This window comes from Lysobacterales bacterium, from assembly GCA_014946745.1.
Classification (GTDB): Bacteria; Pseudomonadota; Gammaproteobacteria; order Xanthomonadales; family Xanthomonadaceae; genus Aquimonas.
The window spans coordinates 796490-818545 of record JADCRD010000001.1 but is presented as its reverse complement, the minus strand read 5'-3'; the positions used below and the strand labels follow the sequence as shown (position 1 = coordinate 818545).

Annotated in this window: 23 protein-coding genes; 22 read left to right on the top strand and 1 reads right to left on the bottom strand. The window is 68.8% G+C overall.

What is annotated here, in order from left to right:
- Positions 1 to 219 precede the first annotated feature (219 nt).
- Complete coding sequence (locus H4O13_03460) at positions 220 to 1632, top strand: M28 family peptidase (GenBank protein MBE5314439.1); 1413 nt, start codon at positions 220 to 222, stop codon at positions 1630 to 1632.
- Between the two features lie 87 nt (positions 1633 to 1719).
- Here the strand turns inward: H4O13_03460 and H4O13_03455 are convergent, their stop codons facing one another.
- Positions 1720 to 1962, bottom strand: a complete 243-nt coding sequence (locus tag H4O13_03455) for a high-potential iron-sulfur protein (GenBank protein ID MBE5314438.1) — start codon at positions 1960 to 1962, stop codon at positions 1720 to 1722.
- A 400-nt stretch (positions 1963 to 2362) separates the two neighbouring features.
- Between H4O13_03455 and H4O13_03450 the strand changes: the two genes are divergently transcribed.
- From H4O13_03450 to H4O13_03350, 21 genes are all read left to right on the top strand, one after another.
- Positions 2363 to 3001, top strand: coding sequence for a methylthioribulose 1-phosphate dehydratase (locus H4O13_03450; protein ID MBE5314437.1), 639 nt, complete (start codon positions 2363 to 2365; stop codon positions 2999 to 3001).
- Positions 2998 to 3552 carry a cupin gene (locus tag H4O13_03445; protein MBE5314436.1) on the top strand — a complete coding sequence of 185 codons (555 nt, stop codon included), beginning with the start codon at positions 2998 to 3000 and terminating at the stop codon, positions 3550 to 3552. The genes H4O13_03450 and H4O13_03445 overlap by 4 nt, the downstream gene beginning before the upstream one ends.
- 4 nt (positions 3553 to 3556) lie before the next feature.
- Complete coding sequence (gene mtnC / locus H4O13_03440) at positions 3557 to 4258, top strand: acireductone synthase (GenBank protein MBE5314435.1); 702 nt, start codon at positions 3557 to 3559, stop codon at positions 4256 to 4258.
- Positions 4255 to 5652 carry a peptidase C13 gene (locus H4O13_03435; protein ID MBE5314434.1) on the top strand — a complete coding sequence of 466 codons (1398 nt, stop codon included), beginning with the start codon at positions 4255 to 4257 and terminating at the stop codon, positions 5650 to 5652. The genes mtnC and H4O13_03435 overlap by 4 nt, the downstream gene beginning before the upstream one ends.
- Before the next feature lie 7 nt (positions 5653 to 5659).
- Positions 5660 to 6196 carry an electron transport complex subunit RsxB gene (gene rsxB, locus H4O13_03430; GenBank protein MBE5314433.1) on the top strand — a complete coding sequence of 179 codons (537 nt, stop codon included), beginning with the start codon at positions 5660 to 5662 and terminating at the stop codon, positions 6194 to 6196.
- A gap of 320 nt (positions 6197 to 6516) precedes the next feature.
- Complete coding sequence (locus tag H4O13_03425; GenBank protein ID MBE5314432.1) at positions 6517 to 7641, top strand: hypothetical protein; 1125 nt, start codon at positions 6517 to 6519, stop codon at positions 7639 to 7641.
- Positions 7642 to 7749: 108 nt separating this feature from the next.
- The gene (locus tag H4O13_03420) at positions 7750 to 8904 is read left to right on the top strand and encodes a hypothetical protein (protein ID MBE5314431.1); all 1155 of its coding nucleotides are present in this window, start codon (positions 7750 to 7752) and stop codon (positions 8902 to 8904) included.
- A gap of 92 nt (positions 8905 to 8996) precedes the next feature.
- The gene (locus H4O13_03415; GenBank protein ID MBE5314430.1) at positions 8997 to 9878 is read left to right on the top strand and encodes a methylglyoxal synthase; all 882 of its coding nucleotides are present in this window, start codon (positions 8997 to 8999) and stop codon (positions 9876 to 9878) included.
- A gap of 470 nt (positions 9879 to 10348) precedes the next feature.
- Positions 10349 to 10567, top strand: coding sequence for a hypothetical protein (locus H4O13_03410; protein MBE5314429.1), 219 nt, complete (start codon positions 10349 to 10351; stop codon positions 10565 to 10567).
- A gap of 70 nt (positions 10568 to 10637) precedes the next feature.
- Positions 10638 to 11558, top strand: coding sequence for an ABC transporter ATP-binding protein (locus H4O13_03405; GenBank protein ID MBE5314428.1), 921 nt, complete (start codon positions 10638 to 10640; stop codon positions 11556 to 11558).
- A 1-nt stretch (position 11559) separates the two neighbouring features.
- The gene (locus tag H4O13_03400) at positions 11560 to 12594 is read left to right on the top strand and encodes an ABC transporter permease (protein MBE5314427.1); all 1035 of its coding nucleotides are present in this window, start codon (positions 11560 to 11562) and stop codon (positions 12592 to 12594) included.
- A gap of 4 nt (positions 12595 to 12598) precedes the next feature.
- Entirely contained in the window at positions 12599 to 13372 is a 774-nt protein-coding gene (locus H4O13_03395; GenBank protein ID MBE5314426.1) for a hypothetical protein, read from the top strand.
- Positions 13369 to 14676 carry a YcaO-like family protein gene (locus tag H4O13_03390; protein ID MBE5314425.1) on the top strand — a complete coding sequence of 436 codons (1308 nt, stop codon included), beginning with the start codon at positions 13369 to 13371 and terminating at the stop codon, positions 14674 to 14676. Before H4O13_03395 ends, H4O13_03390 begins: the two co-directional genes overlap by 4 nt.
- 7 nt (positions 14677 to 14683) lie before the next feature.
- The gene (locus H4O13_03385; protein ID MBE5314424.1) at positions 14684 to 15274 is read left to right on the top strand and encodes a hypothetical protein; all 591 of its coding nucleotides are present in this window, start codon (positions 14684 to 14686) and stop codon (positions 15272 to 15274) included.
- Complete coding sequence (locus tag H4O13_03380; GenBank protein ID MBE5314423.1) at positions 15259 to 17328, top strand: nitroreductase family protein; 2070 nt, start codon at positions 15259 to 15261, stop codon at positions 17326 to 17328. The genes H4O13_03385 and H4O13_03380 overlap by 16 nt, the downstream gene beginning before the upstream one ends.
- Positions 17325 to 17906, top strand: a complete 582-nt coding sequence (locus H4O13_03375; GenBank protein ID MBE5314422.1) for a hypothetical protein — start codon at positions 17325 to 17327, stop codon at positions 17904 to 17906. Before H4O13_03380 ends, H4O13_03375 begins: the two co-directional genes overlap by 4 nt.
- A complete protein-coding gene (locus tag H4O13_03370) occupies positions 17903 to 18139 on the top strand; it encodes a hypothetical protein (protein ID MBE5314421.1) in 237 nt (78 codons plus the stop codon). The genes H4O13_03375 and H4O13_03370 overlap by 4 nt, the downstream gene beginning before the upstream one ends.
- A 4-nt stretch (positions 18140 to 18143) precedes the next feature.
- Positions 18144 to 18827, top strand: a complete 684-nt coding sequence (locus tag H4O13_03365) for a YIP1 family protein (protein MBE5314420.1) — start codon at positions 18144 to 18146, stop codon at positions 18825 to 18827.
- Positions 18824 to 20041 carry an efflux RND transporter periplasmic adaptor subunit gene (locus H4O13_03360; protein ID MBE5314419.1) on the top strand — a complete coding sequence of 406 codons (1218 nt, stop codon included), beginning with the start codon at positions 18824 to 18826 and terminating at the stop codon, positions 20039 to 20041. The genes H4O13_03365 and H4O13_03360 overlap by 4 nt, the downstream gene beginning before the upstream one ends.
- The gene (locus tag H4O13_03355) at positions 20038 to 20760 is read left to right on the top strand and encodes an ABC transporter ATP-binding protein (protein ID MBE5314418.1); all 723 of its coding nucleotides are present in this window, start codon (positions 20038 to 20040) and stop codon (positions 20758 to 20760) included. Before H4O13_03360 ends, H4O13_03355 begins: the two co-directional genes overlap by 4 nt.
- Positions 20757 to 21968 carry an ABC transporter permease gene (locus H4O13_03350; GenBank protein ID MBE5314417.1) on the top strand — a complete coding sequence of 404 codons (1212 nt, stop codon included), beginning with the start codon at positions 20757 to 20759 and terminating at the stop codon, positions 21966 to 21968. The genes H4O13_03355 and H4O13_03350 overlap by 4 nt, the downstream gene beginning before the upstream one ends.
- Positions 21969 to 22056: the final 88 nt, after the last annotated feature.

Sequence of the window (22056 nt, the reverse complement as noted above, 5' to 3'; positions counted from 1 at the left end):
AGCGCGGCGCAGTTCTCAACCCGGCCGACAGGCTCCGCGGCGGAAGTCGCATGCGGAATCGACCGTCACTGCCGCGCGCGGCGGCAGGCGACTGCCAAGCCTTGCTCGCAAGGCGGTCGGTCCTCGGCGTTCTGTCCGCCCGGGTCCCATCGCCGGCGCGGTCGCGGAGTTATCCTGCGCCTGCCGCGAATCACGCGGCAGGCTGCGGGGAGGCAGCCCATGCGACTTCATCAACTGCTGCTCGGGCTGCTCGGGCTGCTCTGGCTGCCGGCGCTCACCGCGACGACAGGCGCTGCCGAGCCCAAGCCTGAGCCCACGTCGCGCCCGGTGCCCACCGTGGTGCTGGCGACCCACACGGGGCCCGGCGCGACAGCAGACGCACTGCCGCAGCGCGCCGGCTTTCTGTGGACAGTGGACTTCGGCAGCGAGCGCCTGGTGGGCGTCGAGCCGAAGGCGCTGGAAGCCTGGCTTGCCCTGGAAGGCAGCCGCGCGGGCCCGGCGCAGCTCGCCCGCGATGAGATCGTGGTCCGCGATCTGGTCTGCACCCAGCACTACCCGGAGCCGGTGGTGGCGGTGGTCGGCGGCTACAGCCTGGTGCGCCGCCCGGCGGCGTTGGCGCGAGTCGCGGGCTTGGGCGGCTTGGGCGGCATGCCGGTGCCCAAGGACGGCGTCGTCGCCCGGGCAGTCTCTGCCGAGGCCATGGCCAAGGCGCGCGGTGCCACCGACCCCGCCGTGGATGCGCTGGTCGCACGGATCGACACCGAGCGCTGGTTCACCACCGTCTCTGCGCTGTCGGCCTTCAATCGCAACAGCTTCAGCCCGGGCCTGGCGCAGGCGCGCGACTACATCCTGGCGCGGTTCGGCGAGGCCGGGCTGGTGTCCTCCAGCCATGACTTCACCCTGAGCAACACCAGCTGCTCGCCCGCACCGCCGCCGGTGCAGCTTCAGAACCCGATCGGCATCAAGCTCGGCCGCGTGCGACCGGAGCGCTGGATCGTGGTCGGCGCGCACTACGACTCGCGCAACAGCGCGCGCTGCGACGGCAGCGCCAGCCCGCAGCCGGGCGCCAACGACAATGCGTCGGGGTGCGCGGGCGTCATCGAGCTGGCGCGCGCTTTCGAGCAGGTGGCCACCGAGAAGAGCATCGTGTTCGCCTGCTTCGCCGGTGAGGAGCAAGGCCTGGTCGGCGCCTACGCCTGGGTGCAGAGCCTGGCCGACTCGGGCCAGCTCGCCAACGTCGAGCACATGATCAACCTCGACATGATCGCGCACGCCACCAGCGACCTGCTGGATACGCGCATCGAAACCACGTCAGCCTTCCAGGCCGAGTTCGCGCGCTATCGCGCGGCGGCGGCGACCTATGCGCCGGAGCTGCGGCTGATCGAAGCCGGCACCCAGGCCTACTCCGACCACTGGCCCTTCATCGCCCGCGGCATCCCGGCGATGTTCACCTGGGAGAACGGCGCGGGCATCTATCCGCACTACCACCAGGCCACGGACCTGCCGCAGAACCTGCTGCGCCCGCGCCAGCTGGCCGGGGGCATTCTCAAGATGGATGCGGCCGTGCTTGCGGGCCTCGCGGTGCTCACGGACGCGCCGATGTTCGCTGACGGCTTCGAGGGCGCCGACTGAGGCGCAGCGAGGGCCCGCGGCTTCCGCTAAGGCAAAAAGAAGGGCCGGCAAACGCCGGCCCTTCTGCATGACGCATCTTTGCAGCGATCAGCCCGCCTTCGGCGCCCACGACACGCACCAGCCCGGGCCGGCCACGCTGTTGTTCGGGAACAGCATGCAGTCGACCCAGTCGCCAGCGGCACCCTGGTGGAACTGGCAGTTGTTGCAGTTGCTGCCTTCCTTGAACTGGGCGTACTTGGTCTTGTCGACCTTGGCGGCGTCCTCGATGTAGCCCAGCGCGACAGCCTGCGGGTTGTCGAGGGGCAGCGGCGGCTTGGTGGACGCCGCCATTGCCGGCTGGGTGATCAGCTTGAAGGCGATGGGCGCGCCCACCGCGGCCACGGCGGCGGTGCGGAAGAACTGGCGGCGGCTGGGAAGGCTCGGGGTGTTGGACATCGGTGACTCCTGGCGTTGGCTGGGGATCAGCGCAGCTGGGCGGCAGCCTACGCGGCTCGGCAAGGTGCCGCGTTGACCGGGGTCAAGTCGCGAGCGCCATGCCTTGCCGCGGGGCGTGTCCAGGCGGCGTGGGCGCACCATGCCGATCGGCAGATGCAGGCCGCATGAAGCTCCGCGCGAACGATTCGCAGTTGCCTCGCACGCGGGCCGCGAGGCCTCGCTATCGCCCCGGCGGAACGGCTCAGTGCGCGTCTTCATGCGCCCGCTCCGCCGCAGCCGGCTACACTTCGCGCCCATGAAAACCCTGACCGACGCCGCCCGCGCGGCCCTGCCGCAGCGCGCCAACGACATCATCACCGCTGCCGCCGATCTGGCGCGGCTGGGCTGGACGCCAGCGACCAGCAGCAATTTCTCCATGCGCCTTGACGGCGAGCTGATCGCAGTCACCGTCTCCGGCCGCGACAAAGGCCGGCTCACGCCCGCCGACATCATGGTCGTCGACCTCGACGGCCGCGGTGTGCAGACCGAACTGCGCCCGTCCGCCGAGACCGGTCTGCACACGCAGATCTACCGGCGCTTTCCCGAGATCGGCTGCGTGCTGCACACGCATTCGCACACCCAGACCGTGGCCTCGCGGCTGTTCGCCAAGGACGGCCACATCCGCCTGTCCGGCTATGAGCTGCTGAAGGCCTTTCGCGGCAATGCGACGCACGAGCTGGATGTCGACATTCCCGTGCTGCCGAACAGCCAGGACATGGACGCGCTTGCCGCGCAGATTGAACCGCTGCTGGGCCAGCCCAATCTGTACGGCTACCTGATCGACGGCCACGGCGTGTACGCCTGGGGCCGCGACCTGGCGGAAGCCCGCCGCCATCTGGACGCACTGGAATTTCTGCTCGCCTGCGAACTGGACTTGAGGAGACTGAACGCATGAGCCGCATCCGCATCTTCAACGAAGCACAGCCCGAATGGCCGCTGTTCGAGAGCAGCGAGCACGCCGCCATCGCCGAGCAGCTGCGCGCCATCGGCGTGCGCTTCGAGCGCTGGGAAGCCGCCGCACCGGTCAAGCCGGGCGCCTCGCAGGACGAAGTGATCAACGCCTACCGCGCCGACATCGACCGGCTGATGGCCGAAGGCGGCTATCAAACTGTGGACGTGGTGAGCCTGAACCCGGACCACCCCGACCGCGCCGCCCTGCGCCAGAAGTTCCTCAACGAGCACACCCACAGCGAAGACGAGGTGCGCTTTTTCGTCGGCGGCTCGGGCCTGTTCACCCTGCACCCGAGCGACAAGGTGTACGAGGTGCTGTGCGAGGCCGGCGACCTGATCAGCGTGCCGGCCAACACGCGCCACTGGTTCGACATGAGCGAGCAGCCCTACTTCATCGCCATCCGCCTGTTCAACAACCCGGCCGGCTGGGTGGCGAACTTCACCGGCACCGACATCGCCCAGCGCTTCCCGCGCTACGAGCGCGAGGCCGCCTGAGGCCATGACGATCCGCGCCCTGCTCACCGACATCGAAGGCACGACCAGCTCGATCTCCTTCGTCAAGGACGTGCTCTTCCCCTACGCGCGCCGCGCCCTGCCGGCCTTTCTCAAGGCCCGCGGCACGGACCCCGAGGTCGCGCGCTGGGTCGATGCGGTGGCGATGGAGACCGGCGCTTCCGGCGGCGCTATCGTCACCGTGCTGCAGGGCTGGATCGACGAGGACCGTAAGCACACGGCGCTCAAGGCCCTGCAGGGCATGCTCTGGAAGGCCGGCTACGAGAACCGCGACTTCGCCGCCCACGTCTATGCCGATGCCGCCGAGCAGCTGCGCGCCTGGCACGCCGCCGGCCTGCCGCTGTACGTCTATTCCTCGGGCTCGGTCGGCGCGCAGAAGCTGTTCTTCGGCCATAGCGAAGCCGGCGACCTGCTGCCGCTGTTCTCCGGCCACTTCGACACCGAGATCGGCGGCAAGCGCGAGGCCGCCAGCTACACGCGCATCGCCGAAGCGCTGCAGCTCGCGCCGGCTGAAGTTCTGTTCCTGTCGGATGTGGTCGAAGAGCTCGACGCCGCCCGCGCGGCCGGCCTGCGCACCGTGCTGATCGATCGCGCCGAGGACTACCCGCAGCCGCGTGAGGGCGAGGCCGCGAACGGCCACGCCCGTCATGTCGACTTCCGCGGCATCGAGCCCGCCGCCTTCGCATGAGCTTGCGCGCACGTCTGGCCGGGCTGGGCCAGGGGCTGAAGCTGGGCCTGCTGCTGCGTCCGCGCTCGCGTCCGCTGCCGCCTTCGGGCCGGCTGATCGCGTGGGGGCTGGTACTGCATCTTGCGGTCGAACTGGTTGCCGGCTGGTACGCAGTGCCCGATCCACGGGCACTGTTCTGGGCGCATCTGGTGGCGGTCTGCGGCAGCGTCGCCCTGCTCGGCCTGCTCGCAAGTGCTGCCGCCAAACTGCTGCGGCGTCCGGGCGGATGGCGGGCGCTGGCCGGCTATCTGCTGATCGGGCTGCTGCCGCTGCGCATCCTGCTCGCCGCCCTGCCCTTCTATCCCCCCGAGGACATCGAGGCTTGGCTGGGCGGGCTGCTGGGCGCGGAGTCGGCGGCCGCGGGCCAGCGCGAGACGGCGCTGCTTCTGCTGGTGGCCTGGCTGTTCGCCTTCGCCCTGATCTGGCGCCTGCTGCGCTGGCTGGTGCCCGAGCGCCAACCCCTGCGGCACCTGGCGGCGTGCGCGCTGATGGCGATCGGCGGCCTGCTGCCCCTGCAGGGCGCCCGCTACACCGGCTTCTGGTATCCCGACGTGGACGCGCTTGCAGCCGAGTGGGAGGCCGAGCAGCCGCAGTTCGACTTCGACCCGGAAGCCCTGATGTTCGAGCAGCCGCGTCGACTGCGCGAGGCGCTGTCGACCATCCCGAAGGGCGAGCCGGGTGAGCGCGAGCTGTTCGCCCTGGCCTTTGGCGCCGACGGCGCCGAAAACGTGTTCCGCAACGAGGTCGAGTACGCGGCCCAGCTGTTCGCCGAGCGCCTCGGCGCCGGCCCGCGGGTGCTGAGCCTGCTGAACAATCCGCAGACCGTCGAGGCGACGCCGCTGGCCAGCCGCACCAATCTCGCGCGGGCGCTGAAGGCTTTCGGCCGGCGCATGAACCTCGAAGAGGACGTGCTGCTGCTGTTCATGACCACCCACGGCTACGAGGACCACCGGCTGCACGTCGCCCTCGACCCGCTGCCGCTCAACCCGATCGCGCCCGAAGACCTGCGCGAGATGCTCGATGACGCCGGCATCCGCTGGCGCATCCTGATCGTCTCGGCCTGCTACTCGGGTGGCTTTCTGCCGGCGCTGGCCGATGAGCACACGCTGGTGATCACCGCCGCACGCGCGGACCGCACCTCGTTCGGCTGCGGCGTCGATTCCGACTTCACCTACTTCGGGCGGGCCCTGCTGATCGAAGCGCTCAACGAAACCCTGGACTGGGAGCAGGCGTTCGCCCTGGCCCAGGCCAAGGTCGCCGCACGCGAGTCCGCAGAAGATCTGGAGGCCTCCGAGCCGCAGATCGCCATGGGCGAGGCCCTGCGCGCGCATCTCGGCGCGGCGTCGGCGCAGTAGCGAAGCGATGAGCGGACTGATCGCCTTCGTCCTGCTCTCGCTCGCGCTCGGCGCCCTGCTCGGCTGGGCGGCGCGACGCTTCCGCGTCGATGCGGATCCTGTGGTCGAGCGCATCAACGCGCTGCTGCCGCAGACCCAGTGCGGCCAGTGCCACTACCCCGGCTGCCGACCCTATGCCGAGGCCATCGCCCGCGGCGAGGCTGACATCAACCAGTGTCCGCCGGGCGGTGAAGCCGGCGTGCGCGCGCTCGCTGAGCTGCTGGGCCGCGAGCCCAAGCCGCTGTCGGCCGAGCACGGCGTGGAGCAGCCGCCGCGGGTGGCCTTTATCCACGAAGAGCTGTGCATCGGCTGCGTCAAATGCATCCAGGCCTGCCCGGTCGACGCCATCGTCGGCGCGCCCAAGCGCATGCACACGGTGATCGCCGAACTCTGCACCGGCTGCGACCTCTGCCTGCCGCCCTGCCCGGTCGACTGCATCGAGATGCGGCCGTTGGAGCCGCCGAAGCCTGAGTGGCGCAGCATCCCGGTCACGCTCAGCAGCTGAGCCCGGTCACACGCGCACGAATCAGCCGCGAGAGGAACGTCGGCGTTCAGCGAACGCCGCCGGATGCCGTCACGACGAGGGCCGCGCTCTCTTCACGCCCTCCGTGTATCCACCGACCGCCCGAGCCCACAGGCCCGAAGGGCGGCTACAACAGGCTTACAGTCACGCAACAGTGCAGCGGCCGACGCTTTGGCATCCTGCACGGGCAGCCTGTGCTGCGCCCTTTCGCGGCACGTCGTCGAACCTGCGTAGACGGGATGACGCGTACCGCTGCCGTCTTTCCTGCTGGATCCATTTCTCGCACTGCCGGAGTGACCTTCATGACGTCCATACCTCGCAGCCTCGCCTGCCTTGCCCTGCTCCTTCCCGCACTCGCCGCCGCCCAGCTGCCGCCCGGCATCAGCGGCGCCTGGTACAACCCCGAACAGAGCGGACACGGCATGTCGGTAGAAATCCTCAACAACGAGCGCGCGCTTGTCTTCTGGTACGTCTACGACCCGCAGGGCAATCCGGTGCACCTGTACTTGGACGGCCGCATCGAAGGGCGCCGCATCGAGGCCACCGCCTACGCGCCGCGCGGCATGCGCTTCGGCAGTTTCCGCCGGGAGGACTTGAACATGCCCGTCTGGGGTGAGGTCGCGCTGGATTTCAGCAGCTGCGATCGCGGCCTGCTGCAGTGGGACAGCGACCTGCCCGGCTACGGCAGCGGCAGCAGCGAGATCCGCCGGCTAACGCGCATCGCGGGGCTGGACTGCGACCTCAACGCGAATCCTCCGACTGCCTATGCCCTGACCATCGATCGCGACGTCTATCCCGACGGCCGGGGCTATGCCGCACGCGACGAGCAGGGTCGGCTGTGGGCGCTGGAGACCGTCAGCGCCTTTCACCCGGACGCCATTCCCGTGACCGGTTACGTCGGATTCCCGGGGGCGCTGATCAAGGCCCGGCCACGCGAGGACTCAACCGTCGAGCTGAGTCGCTACTCGATGGCGCCCTGGCTCAATGCGCCGTCCGCGGTCTCATCGGCCGACTGGCAGATCGGAGCCGACGGCGGCGTGCTGGCCCTGCAGCTCGACAACGGCTCCAGTGAGCGCTGGCAGCTCGCGCCGTCTGCGTCGCCGCTGTCGCAGCCGCTGACTCTCGCGTCCCTGGCCCAGAACTGGCGGGTGGTCACGCGCACGCAGTTCTTCAACCTGCCGGTGGGGCTGCGCATCGGTGCCGACGGCAGCCTTTGCTTCGACCTCGGCTCGGACTGCCGCTACCGCGGCACGGTCTCGCTGCACGCGGGCAGCGCCGGCTTCTTCGAGTTCAGCCTGAGCGACACCACGCGCTCTGACATGCCCTTTGTCGGCCGTGGCTGGCTGCAGGGCGAAGGCGACTCGCTGCGTATCGTCCTCGTCGGCGACAACGGTCCGACCGGCTTCGGCCTGGTCGGCCATCGCTGAGACAGCAGCGCACTGACCCTGTACGTCCAGGCGTCTTGCTGTCGCGCGCGCTCGTCCGCGTTTGCCCGGACGCCAAGCTCGCGACCTCTCTGCAAAGGAACGAGTCCCATGAAGACATTTTTCTCCCGGCTTCCGCTGCTCGCCCTGCTGTTGTTCACGCCGGCATTTGCCCAGCTGCCACCCGGCATCAGCGGAGCCTGGTACAACCCTGAGCAGAGCGGCCACGGCCTGTCGATCCAGATCCTCGATGAGCAGCGCGCGCTGGCCTTCTGGTTCGTCTATGACCTGCAGGGCGAGCCACTGCATTTGTATCTTGACGGCCGCATCGAAGGGCGCCGCATCGAGGCCACGGCCTACGTGAATCGCGGCATGCGCTTCGGCAGCTTCCAGCCGCGCGACCTCAGGCGAGGCACCTGGGGCACGGTGAGCATCGAGCTGATCAGCTGCGAGCACGCGCTTCTGCGATGGCGGAGCACCTGGGCGGGCATGGGCAGCGGCAGCACCCCAATCCGCAGGCTCACGCGAGTCAGCGGGCTCGGCTGCGATCTGCCCGACCCAGCGTCCACGCCTACTCTCCTGTCGGGCGTTGAGCTCCAGTTCCCCGGCAGCAGTCCTGCAGCTGCCTTCGCCAGCGTGGACGAGCACGGTGAGCTGCGGGTGCTGACAGCGCTCGGCGGCACCGAGGACTCGGTGCCGGGCCCCAGTTTCGTCGGGCACGTCGGTTGGGTGACCCGCGCGACATACTCCGACGACTCGGCGCTTCAGTTATCGCGACACGGGAGCAACTGGACGGGCGGCCATCCGAACGGGCTGGTCCCTACCGAGCTGGAGGGCACGTTCAGCACCGGCGGCGGCGCCTTCCGGCTGCGCACGCAAAACGGGCGCAGCTTCCAGCTTTCGCTGACGCCGAGCCCGCAGGAGTTTGTATCCCCTGTGTCCACGCAGCGCGTTGGCGGCGTCTGGGAAGTGCGGATGGGTGGGCAGTTCATCGACCATCACGCCAGGCTGCAACTCACTGATGAAGGCCGTCTTTGCCTGCGCATTCTTCGCGGAGCCGAGCCTGGCCCCTGCCGTCTCACCGGCGATCTGGTTCCCCTTGCGGAGTCGCACTACTTCCTCGGCTTCGAACTGCGCGACAGCGAACACCCCTCGCAAGCGCCCTTCACCGGCCGCGCCTGGGTGCAGCGCGGTGACGGCATTGAGCGCCTGATCCTGGTCGGCGACAACGGCCCCATTGGCTTCGGCCTGGTCGGTCGACGCTAGAAGCGTGGTGCTGAATACGGATGCAGGCCCGCGCCCGTGCGGCCTGCATCCGCTAACGTGGGGCGGTCTGCCACTGCCGCTTCGAGATCACCATGCCTCTCCGCTTCGGCCTCGCCGCCAACCGCCGCCACCACGAAGGCCCGGATGCCCTGCTGTTCCGCTGGCTGCGGCGCTCGGGCCCCAGCCTGCGCGCGCTTGAACTCGGCCTGCATGCGGTCGGCCGCACCTTCGACGTGATCGAGTCGCGGCGCGCGCTGGCCGATCACCCGGGGCTGGTGCGCTACCCGATGGGGCGCGAGGGCGGCCTGATGAAGCTGGTCTCGGGCATCGCCGGCGGCACCGAGATCGCGCCCGCGCTGGACGGCGCCATCTACCTGATGGACCCGGTCGACCCGTCGTCGATCTATCCCGAGGCGCAGGCGCTGAAGCGCCAGTGCGTGACTCACGACAAGCCCTTCGTCTCGACGCTCGCGGGCGCGGTCGAGTGGATCGAAGTCGAGCGCGTGCTGGCGGGCCTCGGCAGCACTGAAGACGCCGATCCGCTGTTCGCGTTCGAGCAGCAGACCGTTGCCCTGATCGCCCATGACTCGCGCAAGCAGACCATGGTGGAGTTCGCCGATCGCCACTTCGACCTGCTGGCGCGCTTCGCTCGCCGCATCGCCACCGGCACCACCGGGAATCGCTTGAACGAACTCGCCTGGTCGAAAGGTTGGCCGCGCGAACGTGACTTCGTCGACCGTTACCAGAGCGGCCCGCTGGGCGGGGACGCGCAGATCGCCGAGCTGGTGCTGGCCGACCGCTGCCAGCGCGTGGTGTTCTTCGAAGACCCGCACGTCGCCCGCCAGCATGAAGCCGACATCCAGCTGCTGGAGCGCGCCGTGCGCGTGGCCTCCGAGCGCGCGGTCTGTGTCACCTCGCCAGCCGTCGCCGAGCGCTGGTGCGCAGCGGCGGCGCTGCGCGCGCAGCGGCGATAGACCCAGCGCACCTCCGACACACGCGAGGCGAGCAGCTTGTCGAAAAGCTCCCTTCCGGGGAGCTTTTCAAGTCGGCGGTCCGGCGCAGGTCCGTACCGACTCACGACACATCCATCGCTGACGCGCTTGCTTCGTCGTCCCGGCCATCCCTGGCCGCGCTCGCAAGCTGTTTTTCTACAGCCTGCGAGCTCTCGCGACTAGCGCTCGTGCATCGCGCCCCCGCTCTAGGCGCGCGCCCTGCCTTGTCCGCGCGGCGCAAACGCCACGCCCGCATCGGCGACAGAACCCGGTGCGTGCGCCCGTACGCCCCCAACACGCCGTCGCGCGGACTCGCCGAAGACGCGCCCGCGGCCGGCGTCTCGAAATCGCGCTGATACGGTTTTCGCGGAGCCTCCGTTCTCGATTTCGTCAGGGCACTGCATCCAGTGACTGGCGCAATCCAAACCACGAGAACTCACGAGGACACCGTCATGCAGAACATCGAAAACGCTCCGAACGCTTCCCTGGACGTCGTGCTGGGCGACAGCAGCGTTGAGAACCAGATCACCGCCGAAGGCGTGACCGCCAACGCGTCGGGCTGTCTGGGCACCGCCGGCTGCGCCGGCACCTTCGGCTCGGCCAGCGGCACCGCCGGCACGCTCGGTTCGCTCGGCACCTACGGCTCGGCCACCGCCCAGCAGCAGAAGTAAACCTGACCGGGCCGGACCTGCGCGCTGGCCACGCGCAGGTCCTCCCTGCCGACCGGCCTGGAGACTCGCCATGCAAGTTCCATTGATCCACGTACAGGAAGTCAGCCTTGCGTATGGCGAGAAGCTCGCCCTCGACAAGGTCAGCCTCATCTGCAGGCCGGGGGAGATGGTCGGCCTGCTCGGCCCCAACGGCGCCGGCAAGACCACGCTGCTCGAAATGCTGGAGGGCGTGAACATTCCGCAGTCGGGACGCGTCGCCGTCTGCGGCAGCGATCCGCGCCGCTTCAGTGCCAGCCACAAGCGCGAAGTCGGCTTCATCTTCCAGCGCTCCGCCCTGCCCAGCCACGTTCGGGTCGGTCAGCTGGTGAGCCTGGTGCGCAGCAGCCTCGAGGCGGCGGATGACGCAGCCGCTCTGCTGGAGGCACTGGGCCTTGATGCACTCACACACCAGACCATCGGCGACCTCTCGGTGGGGCAGCAGCAGCGTCTGTCCGCCTTCGTTGCGCTCTACGGTCGCCGCTCGACCCTGGTGATGGACGAGCCCACCGCGGCGCTCGACATCCGCTCCAAGCGCGCGATCTGGGACTGCGTGAAGCGCAAGAAAGAGCGCGAAGGCACGGGCGGCCTGATCGCCACGCACGACATGACCGAAGCGATGGAGCTCTGCGACCGCGTCTACTTCATCGATCGCGGCCAGATCCGCGGCAGTGCCGAGCGCGACGAACTGCTGGGTCGAGGCAGCGATCTGACCTTCCTCTCGCTGCGCGCTCCCGCGAGCTTCTACGCGAGCTGGACCAGCGTGGCCGAGATCACGCCGCTCGGCGAACCCGATGCCGGACGCCGGGAATTCCGCGTCCACAAGACCCTGCTGCCGCGGATTCTCGAAGAGATTTTCGAAGCCGAGCGCGCCGTGGGATTCAACGCCGAAGTGATGCTCGGCGCACGCTCACTGGAGGCCCTTTATGTCGACAACATCGCCTCGGTCAATTGACATGTCCAGCCCTCCCTCTGATTTGCGGGCGGTCAAGCAGTTCAGCGGCATGTCGGTGACCTACTTCCGCCGCAACGTGATTTCGCTGGTGATGACGCTGGCGATTCCGGTGGTGTTCCTGCTGCTCTACTCGTACGCCTACTACCTGAGCGCACCTGCCACCCGGGTCGGCATCGTCTTCGACACCACGGTGCCGCTGCTCGCCAGCGAGCTCAAGCTCGATGAAGAAGCGTTTTCGCTGCGCCACGGCGTCGAGGACGCCGCATTGGAGGTGAAGCAGGAGAAGGCGCGCATCGGGATCAGCCGAACCGATGGCGAGACGCTGCAGATCTCGGCCTACCGCATGGATCGACCGCTGGTCGCCGTGCTCACCCAACAGATCATGGCGCTGCAGCCACAGCTCAAGGTGCAGACGGTCTGGGTGGACGGCGAGACCAGTCCGCTGTTCTTCCTGCCGGCCATCATCATCATGAGCCTGCTCAATCTCGGTTTGTTCACCACCGGAGCCAAGGTTCTGCAGGAACGCTCCGCCAGCACGCTTCGGCTGTACCGCATGCTGCCCTTGCCGTTCTGGACGTATTTCGCGGCCGAGTTCCTGACCAAACTGCTGCTGGCGATTGGCATCACCCTGGTGTTCCTGCTTTGCGCTGTTGCGCTTCTGGACACCGGCCTCAGCCTCGAACGCTGGCTGCTGACCTTGGCGGTTTCGATCCCTGTGGCAGCGGCCTTCGTTTCCTTCGGTTTGGCGATCGCCTGCGTCCTGCCCAGCTACTCCTCGGGCGTCCATGTGTTCACCGTCGTCAATCTGGTGATCGTGTTCTTCGGCGACCTGTTCTTCCCGGCCAGCAAGTTCCCGCTGACCGAAGCGATCGCTCGTGTCATGCCGACCAGCTACAGCGTCGACCTGTTCAAGGGACTGATCCTGAACACCGAGTTCCGGATCGACCCCTGGGTGTCGGTGGGCTTCCTGCTGATCTTCTCCGCGGTGATGTTCCTCATCGCGATCACCTCCTTCAAGTACACCGCCAAGGAGTAAGCCCATGCGCATCGAACTCCCCGATGTCGATTTCGTTGACCACGCGGCTGCAGCAAGCCCCGAATCGACGGTCATCGCCTACCGTCTCAGCGTGACCGCCGGCATTCGGCACACCCCGCTTCTGCGCTTGGCTCACCGTCTGCGGGCAGCTGCACGCCGCGAAGCCTGCGAAGTCATCGACCATCACTTCGTGTGGCGCAACGGCGGTCCGGTTCTGGTGGTGGACCTGCAGGCGCCAGACACACTCCTGGCCACGCGCAACCGGCTCTATGGCTGCACCGAACAGCTGCTGGACGAAGCCATGTTCAACCTACCCTGGGACACGGTTCCGTTGATCTCGGAAGGTACATCCAGCGGCATCCGCACGGGCAACGGGCTGGTCGTGCACATGGAATGCCTACTGAAACCTGAGCCCTGCGCGCTCAGTGGACTGGCGCTGGATGCCCTGGAGCGTGCAGTCGATACCAAGCAGCTGGCGCTTGCCCTATGCACGCGGGTTCTGGCTGCAGCACCTGCAGACGCGGCGCTCGATGCGCTTCTGCAAAGCCGCTTCAGCAGCCGTGAACTCGAACTACTGCGCCGACGGGCCGCAGGCCTTGGCGCCCCGCAAGACCAGCCGGAGTCCAGCGCGATGCTTGCCGTTTGGGGCGAAGCGCAGCCTCTCGACTTCCTCGCCAAGGCGCTCAACCGGCTTGGCTTCACCGAACGCGAGTCGGCTTATCTGCTGCTGCTGGCAGATCACCTCGCCCGCGCTTCGCACAAGGAGATCGCCGCATGAGCGTGCACGCGCTTTCGCAGGGCTTCCTCGGCACCATCGGCCGAACCGAGCCCGTGCATCTGAACAGCTTTCTGGACCGCGCCTTTCATGTGGTCCAGTGCCGGACCTCCAACTTGGGCCGCCTGTTTCCTTACGTTCGCGACTGGTCGGGACGCGAGAGTTGGAACTTCGGGCTGTACGGCGCGGCTTCAGAACCCGAGCCTGCTCTCGCCGACCTCAAGGCGATCGCAGAAGCCGCCGAGCGCTACAGCAGCGCCGTGCTCGACGAAGGCGAGTATCTGATCGCCAGCGCCGACGATCTGGGCGAGAGCGCTTTCGACTGGCGGGCCCTGCCCAGGCTGTCGGCGGAAGAACTGGCGGCACCCGGCCAGATGCTGCACAACTTCGAACCCGCCGAGGCGATTCGCTGGGTGCAATCGGTGCGTCTGTCGGACCAGGCGATCCGCCTGATACCCACCGTCGTCACCCATCTCTATCCGCGGGCCTGGAGCAGCGAGCGCTTCTGGAATCCGATCTCTACAGGGGTGGCGGTACACGTTGACCGCACGCGAGCCGCCGTGTCTGGCCTGCTGGAGGTGATCGAGCGAGATGCGCTGGCCCTGAATTGGCTGACCTGCCGACCGCTGCCGCGGATCCATCTGGATACCCTTGCGCTCGACGCACTCTCACCCGCCGTGGCTGAGGTGCTCTCAGCCGGCGACATCGTGCTGTACCGCGGCACGACTGACCTCGGCGTGCCGGTGGTCTACGCCCGCCGCCATCGCCCGCGGCATCCGCGCGTGGTCAACGTCGTCGGCTGCGCAGCGGACTTCCGCTACGCCCGGGCCGTCGACAAGGCGGTCAGCGAGATGGTGATGATCGGCGCAGCGCTGGAGATGACCAGCCATCGCCCGCCTGAAGAGTTGAACGAGTTCCAGAGCCTGCTGGACGGCGCCGTGCACATGATGCACCCCGCCCGCGCGCCTGCGTTCGGCTTTCTCGATCGCGGCGGCGACATCGACGCCCACGCCCTGTTCGAGCTCGATGGCACTGCCCCCGACACCCCGGAAGCTGGCTTCGCGCACCTGCACGCCCTGCTGGGCGCGCACGGCAAGGACGCCTACCTCGCCGAACTCACACCCGATGAACTGCGCGACTGCGAGCTGGTGTCGGTACGCGCCTTCATTCCGGGCCTGATGCCGATGAGTTTCATGCATGTCTCGCGCTTCCTCGGGGCGCGACGGCTGGCGGAGTTCTCCCGCTGGCTTGGGCTTCGCGGCCCGCAGTCTTCCTGGTTGAACCCCGCCCCCCAACCCTTCGCCTGAGGTCGACATGTCCGCCGTCCTTTCTCCCGTCTTGCACGGCCCTGCGATCAGCGCGCGTGGACGCTTCGGCGAAGCCGTTGCGGCCCTGCTGCAGGGACGCATCGAAGGCCATGGCCCGGAGCTCGCGCTGCACTTGAGCGCCGCCCCCGACCTGCATCTGCTGGAGCAGCTGCAGGCGCGCCACAGCCGAGTCATCGGCGCTTTTCTGTTCGAGCGCTACGCGGTGATCACGCCCTTGCTGGAGGACGCCAGCGCCTGCGCCAGCTGCTTTCGGCGCCGCTTCGTCAGCGCACCGCCGCCGCCCTACAGCGTCGAGTTCTGCGAGTCGGTGATCGCCAACAGTGAGCGCGATCCACAGTTCGAGTACGAGGGCTTTCTGCCAAGCACGGCGCGACTGGTCGCCGAGCTGGTGCTGAAGTCGCTGGAGTCGCCGCAGGCCGGCGCCACCGTGATCGACCAGTTCGGGGCTCAGCACCAGGGCGCCCCGCTGATGGCCGTGCACGGCTGCCGCTGCCGACGCGTGAGCGGACGCAGCCACGCCGGCCCCGAACGTTTCACCCGCCACCTGCTGGGAGACCTGCCATGGCCTTCGCATTGACCGGCGACCCCGAGATCGACGCCGCCGTCCCCGCCTATCCCCGCGTCCTGCCCGAGATCCGCTGGCATCAGCTCGACGCCGACAAAATGGCCGCTTTCGGCGGTCTCTACGGATCGATCTTCCCGGCACAGTACGCTGGCAAACCGCTGCGCAGCCTGCTCAACGAGATCAACGGCCGCACGCCGATCGAAGCGTTCGGCCACTGTCCCGGCAGCATCTACTACCTCCGCAATCTGTTCCGCGCGGGACTGCTGGAGAACGCTGCGCGTGCCGAGACGCCGGCCATTGGAAGCGAACCGGCAGCGGTCGAGAGCTTCCTGGCACGCAGCCTGGACCAGACCCGGCTGCACGGCGACCGCGACACCGCGATTCGCGCCTACCGTCAGCCGCTCCGGTTGCTGCGCAGCCATCCGCTGCTGGAGGGCGCGATCCGCGACGGTGGCGGCCGCGTCGAAGTCAGCGATGCCGATCTCTCGGGCGATGACTTCGCTTTTCTGCCGCTCACGGTCAGCGATCCGCTGCCGGATATAGAAGCGCTGCTTGCGAGAGGCGGCAAGCTGATTCCGGTGCTGCTGGGCGGCGACGCGGTGTCGATCGGCCCCTTCCTGATGCGAAGAGGCTTGGCGCTGCAGGACGTGATCGCCAGCTTCGGCAGCAGCGCGGGCACACCTGAGCCGCTGCTGTTGTCCGCAGTGGTTCATCAGATGCAGCTGCTGGCTGCGCGTGCTGCGGCTCCGGCCTTCACCCAGAGCCTGCTGCGTTTCGCGCTGCGTGCAGGTCGCCTGCAGGTGGAGCGCGTGGCGGCGATCAGCACGTCCCAGCGATTGGCAGAGGACGCCCTGCGCGACTGGGCCGAGCAGGCCGCACTCGTCGCCGTACCGTCAAAGGCACTGGTAGGCAGCAAGCCTCACGAGGTCCACTACCAGGCCTCCAATCTCGCGGCCAGCCTTGAAACCGTGCAGCCTGCGCTGCCTCCGCAGCGGCTGTCGGAGCTGTTGCCAGAGGCGTTCGCTGAGCGCCTGCAGGCAGCGATGCAGCAGGTGTTCGGAGTGCGCCACGAGCAGGATCGGGTGGTGCGCAACTGCCCGAGCGGCGGCAACCTGGGCTCACCGGAACAGTTGATCTCGATCCGCGACGCCACGCGCAGCCTGCTGCTGCGCTTCATTCCCGAGCGCGGCGACTTCGAAGTCGTGGCGGCAGGCCCGGGCTTGGCGGATGCGCCGACCGAGGTACATCTCGTGTGCCTGGGCAACCACGAGCGCACCAGCCGCAAATACGGCTTCTTCGGTCGCAAGCTGGTCTGGCTCGACGGCGGCGTGGCCTTGGCCTACTGGCGGCAAGCGCAGAGTGCGCACGGCCTCGTCGGCCAGCCTGCTGACGCACCTCCGCTGCTGATGCCTTTGCTGGAGCGGCGGCGCCACTACTACGAGCTGAGCTGGTGCCAGCGCATCGAGCCGGCAGACGCGCCGGATCCGCAGGCCATCGAGACCCTGCAGGCGCGAGTTCGCGCGCGCTGGGCGGTGCGTCACTACCTGCCCGACGCTCTGCCGGCGGCACGCGCCCAGCAGCTGATCGACGCCACGCGGCCGCACGATGTCGATCCCTCGCTGCAGCTTCTGCTGGTCCAGCGCGAAGGCGGTCATCTGCGGCGCTGGCTGCGCAGCGCGCAGGCTGCGGACTGGCAGCTCCTCGACGCACCGCGCGAAGACAGCCTGCCCGACCAGGGCCTCTACTACTCGCAGCACACCCTTGACCAGGCCGGACAGCGGATCTTCGTCCTCGGCCCCGGCCCGGGCGAACATTCCGCAGAGCCGCTAGCCGACTATCACCGTCGGGTCCGGGCTGCGGGCGAGTGGATGGGCGCACTGTGGCTGTCGCTCTCCGCCCACGGCTTGAGCGGCTGCCCCTGCGGCGCGATCAGCGAGCGCGAGTTGGCTGCAAGCCTGCCGCACGAGTCGCTGTCGAAGCACGTGCTGTTCGGCTTCGCGTTCGGCCTGGCCCAGCCGAGCACTTACGGCGCCGAGATCCGCGCGCTCGAGGCGACGCCGTCATGAAGCCGCTGCTGACGCTTGCCTTGCTCGGCTGCACGGCGCTCGCCGCAGTCGCCGGTAGCGCGCAGGCGTCACCTTGGCTGCTGTTGGCGGCGGCGGCGGCTCTGCCGCCCCTGGTGCTGATGCACGAGATCGCGCACTGGGCGGTGGGGCGCTGGCATGGCCTTCAAGGGCGCCTGGAGTGGACCGCCGGCGGACGCCTGAAGCCCCGCTATCGGGCGCCCGCACAGCCAGGCCTGAGCCCAGGCGTGCAACGTCGTGTGCTGATGGCGGGGCCGGCCGCCGACGCGACGGGGCTGCTGTTGGCGGCGCTGGCGGTGCTGCTGCTAGCGCCCGGGCCCTGGGGCGATGTAGCGCTGGGATTCACCCTCAGCGCTGCCCTGATGTTCGCCAGCAATGCGCAGCCGCAGGGAGACACCGATGGTGGACAGCTGCAGCGACTGCAGCACGTTTCATCCGATGCACTGGATCGCCAGCTGCTGAACCTCGCGGTGTCGCTGCTGGCGCTGCTCGCACTCACCGGCGCCAGCCTCGCCCTGGCCCGTCAATTCTGGCCCCACAGTTTTGGAGGTGTTGCATGAAGCTCAATCCGCAAGCCCGTCTCGGGGTGATCCTGGGCGCCCTCTGCTCGTTCGTCGGTACCGCCGCCGGCTTCTACGTCGGCCTGCTCAAGCCGGCGCTCGATCGCGGCGAGAGCCTGCTCGATCTGCCACCCGGCCTGCTCCTGATGAGCGCGGCGTTCCTGCTCGGCACCGCGGTCGTGCTGTTCAAGCTCCTGCGCCCCGAACCGGCGCCACGGCCCGAGGAGTGGTAAGCCCATGAGCGCACAGATCACCCTCACGTTGCCGCAGCAGCTGAGTCGCTTTGCGATCGACAACGCCGCCGCCTGGCAGGCGCTGGATCGACGCCCGCGGCCGCTGGCTCCGCTGCTGATTCTGCTGGGTTCCGCCGTGCTGCTGTCGGCGCTGTACTACCTGCAGGTCGATATCGAGTGGCTGCGCTCGGACATGGCCGAGCGCTATCCGGGAGCGCCCGCTGAAGCTTTCGACTGGATCAATCGTCGCAGCCTCATCACCGCGTCCATCGTCAGCCTGCTGCTCAGCTTTCCGCTGATGATCGGACTGGAAGCACTGATGTTCTTCCTGATCGCGCGGCTTCGCGACGATCTGCGCAGCTTCGGGCACTGGTTTGCCTTCGCAGCCTGGTGCGGCCTGCCCGGTGTGCTCGGCATGCTCGCCGGCCTGATGATGGTGATCGTCGGCGGCGATCAGCAGCGTTTCGAGGATGTCTTCAACGCGCTGTCACTGCTGGCGCTGCTCGGTATCGACAGCCTTCCTGACAACGTGGCCGCAATCGCAGGCTTGTTCTCTGCGCCGCTGCTGCTGAAGCTGGCCGTGTGCAGCTGCGGTCTGCGCCAATGGTTGGGCCTTGCCTGGCCTGGCGCGATCGCGTTGGCGCTGTTGCCGACCGCCGCCCTCATCGGATTGGCGAGCCTGTCATGAACGCCAAGCGCACCACTCTGATCGGCATCGCCCTGGTCGGCCTGATCTGCCTTCCCGCGCTGCGGCCCTGGTTCAGCAGCGAGCGCGTCGAACGCGCGCAGACCGTGCAGGTGCAGTCGCGCGTGCTGACGCCCGGCCGCGAGTTCGAAGGGCGCCTGGTTGCGCGCGAGACCGCGGGCCTTGGCGCGGGTGCGTTCGGTCGGGTCCTGGCTGTCCATGTGCGCGAAGGAGACGATGTCCGCCGCGGCGAGCTGCTGTTCGAGCTGGACGACAGCCAGGTGCAGGCCGACCTCGCGGCGACGCGCTCGGAGCTGCACGGCAGCGCCGCCCTGTTGCAGCGTGCTCGCGCCCAGCAGGCACAGGCGCAGGCACATCTGCAGCGCGGCCAACGGCTCGCCGCGCAGGGCTGGCTGGGCGCCGCCGACCTGACCCGGCTGGAAGTGCAGGCTAAGGAAGCGGATGCCGAGGTTCAGCTCGCGCAGGCGCGGTCGGAGCAGCTGCGGCAATCGATCGGCAAGCTCGACGCCGCGCTGGCCCAGACGCGGGGCTACGCGCCCATCGACGGCCGCGTGCTGAAAGTCAGCATCAAGCCGGGCGAGTTCGTGGCGCCGGTCGGCGGCTACGAGCAGGGCGATCTCGTGCGCCTGGCGGACATGAGCACGCTGGAGGCCGAGCTGGAGGTACCCGAGGCGGAGATCGCGCGGCTTGAGCCGGGTGACGCCATCGATCTGCAGCTGCCCGCGCTGCTCGACGTGGATCTGCCGGGTCGGGTGCGCGAGCTGGGCGCCGAACCCCTGCAGACCATGATGATGGGCAGCAACAGCCGCAGCGGCGTGCGCTATCCCGTGCGAGTGGCCTTGAGCCGGCCCGTGCAAGAGCTGCGTCCCGGCATGAGCCTGCGCGGCAGCTGGCACGAAGACAGCGCGCCAGCGCTCAGCCTGCCGCTCAGCGCCGTGCAGACCAGCAGCGAAGATCCGGCCCTGGGCCATGCCTGGATCGTCGAGGACGGTCGCGCGCGGCGACGCGCACTGACGCTCGGGCAGAGCGACGCCGACTACATTGAAGTGCGCGAGCCCGCGCTGCTGGATGCGGTCTTCGTGGCCGGGCCGCCGGCGCTCCTGAGAAAACTCGAAGACGGCATGCGCCTGCAGGCCGAAGAACCTGCGCTGCCAACGAGCCCGGCGGTCGCCGGGCTGACAGGAGTACGACCATGAGCGACCAGCCTTTGATCCAGCTGGAGCAGGCCTGCAAGCGCTATTCGCTGGCGGGCGCCGAGCCTTCGGTCGAGGCCCTCGCACCGACCGACCTGCGGATTGAAGCCGGCGAGTTCGTTGCCGTCACCGGCCCGAGCGGCGGCGGCAAATCGACCTTGCTCAATCTGCTGGGCTGCCTTGCGCCGCTCAGTGCGGGGCGCTACCTGCTCGGCGGTCGCTGCGTCGGCGGGCTCGACGAGCGGTCGCGGGCGGAGGTGCGCAATCGTCGGATCGGCTTCGTCTTCCAGGGGTTTCAGCTGCTGCCGCAGCTCAGCGCGCTGGAGAACGTCGCCCTGCCCCTGCTCTACCAGGCGCTGCCGCAGCGGGAGCGCCTGCAGCGCGCCCGCCGGCTGCTCGAACGTCTGGGCCTCGGCGAGCGTCTGCAGCACCGCCCCGACAGCCTCTCGGGCGGGCAGCGCCAGCGCGTGGCGATCGCCCGTGCGCTGGTCTGTTCGCCCGAGCTGATCCTGGCGGACGAACCCACCGGCAGCCTCGACCCCGAGGCCTCTGCCGAAGTCATGAGCGTGCTGCGCGAGCTGCATGTCAACGGCAGCACACTGGTGCTGGTCACCCACGATCCTGCGATCGCAGCGAGCGCGCCGCGCCGGCTGCGTATCGAGCGCGGTCGCATCGAGCAGGACCAAAGACAGATCCGGCCGCATTTGGCGGAGGCCGCGTGAACGCCGGGGCGCTGCTGTGGGCGGTGCGCTATTCGCTGCGCGGGCGGGCAGCACGGGCTGCGGCGATCGCCGCCGCCTGGGCGCTGGCAGTCGCCAGTCTGCTCGTCCTGATCACGCTGGCCGCAAGCCTGCGTCGCCACACCGAACAGCAGTTCGATGCGCTTGGCGCGCGCTCGGTGAGCGTGCGTCTGGCGCTGCCGCCGGGACAGCGGCAGAGCGGCGCCGAGCAGCTGGGACCGCAAGACTCGCGAGTCCTGGCCGATCTGCCCGGCGTGGCGCACAGCGCCGCGGCGCTGGCACTCGATGCAAGCGATGCCAGCGACGCCCGCGGCGAGTCCGTGGAGGCGAGGGCCCTGGCGGCCGAGCCCGACTTCGCTGCCATCACCGGACTCAAGCTCGCCGCCGGCCGCCCACTCGACTGGAGCGACGAGCACCAGCGCCGGCAGGTGTGCGTGGTCGGCGCCGATCTCGCCGGCGGCGACCCGGCTATCGAGGTTCTGGGCCGTCATTTTCACGTGGCCGGCCACTGGTGCCAGGTGGTTGGCGTTGCCGAGGCCCGCGGCGAACTGTTCGGCATGCCGCAGGACACCCTGGTGTGGTTGCCACTGACGTTGGCGCTGGAGCATCGACGCAGCGATCCCGCGCTGATGCTGCTGCTGGGACTCAGCGAGAGCCAGTCGATCGGACAGCGCCTCGATCAGCTTCGCGACGCATTGGTCGCGCGACACGGCCCGACCCTGGTGGATCCGCAGCGTCTGCGAATCGACTCCGCCGCCGCCCTGCGCGACAGCCTCGATGGCGTCAGCCATGCGATTCGTCTGCTGCTGCTGGCGTTCGGACTCATCCTCTTTTGTGTTGCAGGCTTTGGCGTTTCGGCCCTGACGCTGTCGGCGATTGCCGAGCGCATCCGCGAGATCGGCGTGCACAAGGCGCTGGGCGCAAGCCGCGGCGCCCTGCTGCAGCAGATCCTCGCCGAGACAGCCTTGGTGTCCGGTACCGGCATCGCTGCGGGGGGCGCCGCAGCGCTGCTGCTGAGCGGCCTGCTGAGCCAGGCGCTGCCCTTCCTTCCCGCCCTCAGCATGCCGCCCGCTCTGGCCCTGCTGGTCTGCGTTGGCGCACTGATGATCGCGGTGTCATCGGCCATCGTGCCGGCCGCGCGCGGCGCCGGCCTGGATCCGATCGAGGCGTTGCGCGAGGTGCGCGGCTAGAGGATGCGCGGCGCGTGCGCGCACGCGCCTTGCGTCTTTCACGGGCCGGTCGATATTCTCCCTAGCCGCTCTGGGGGGAGACAGAAGA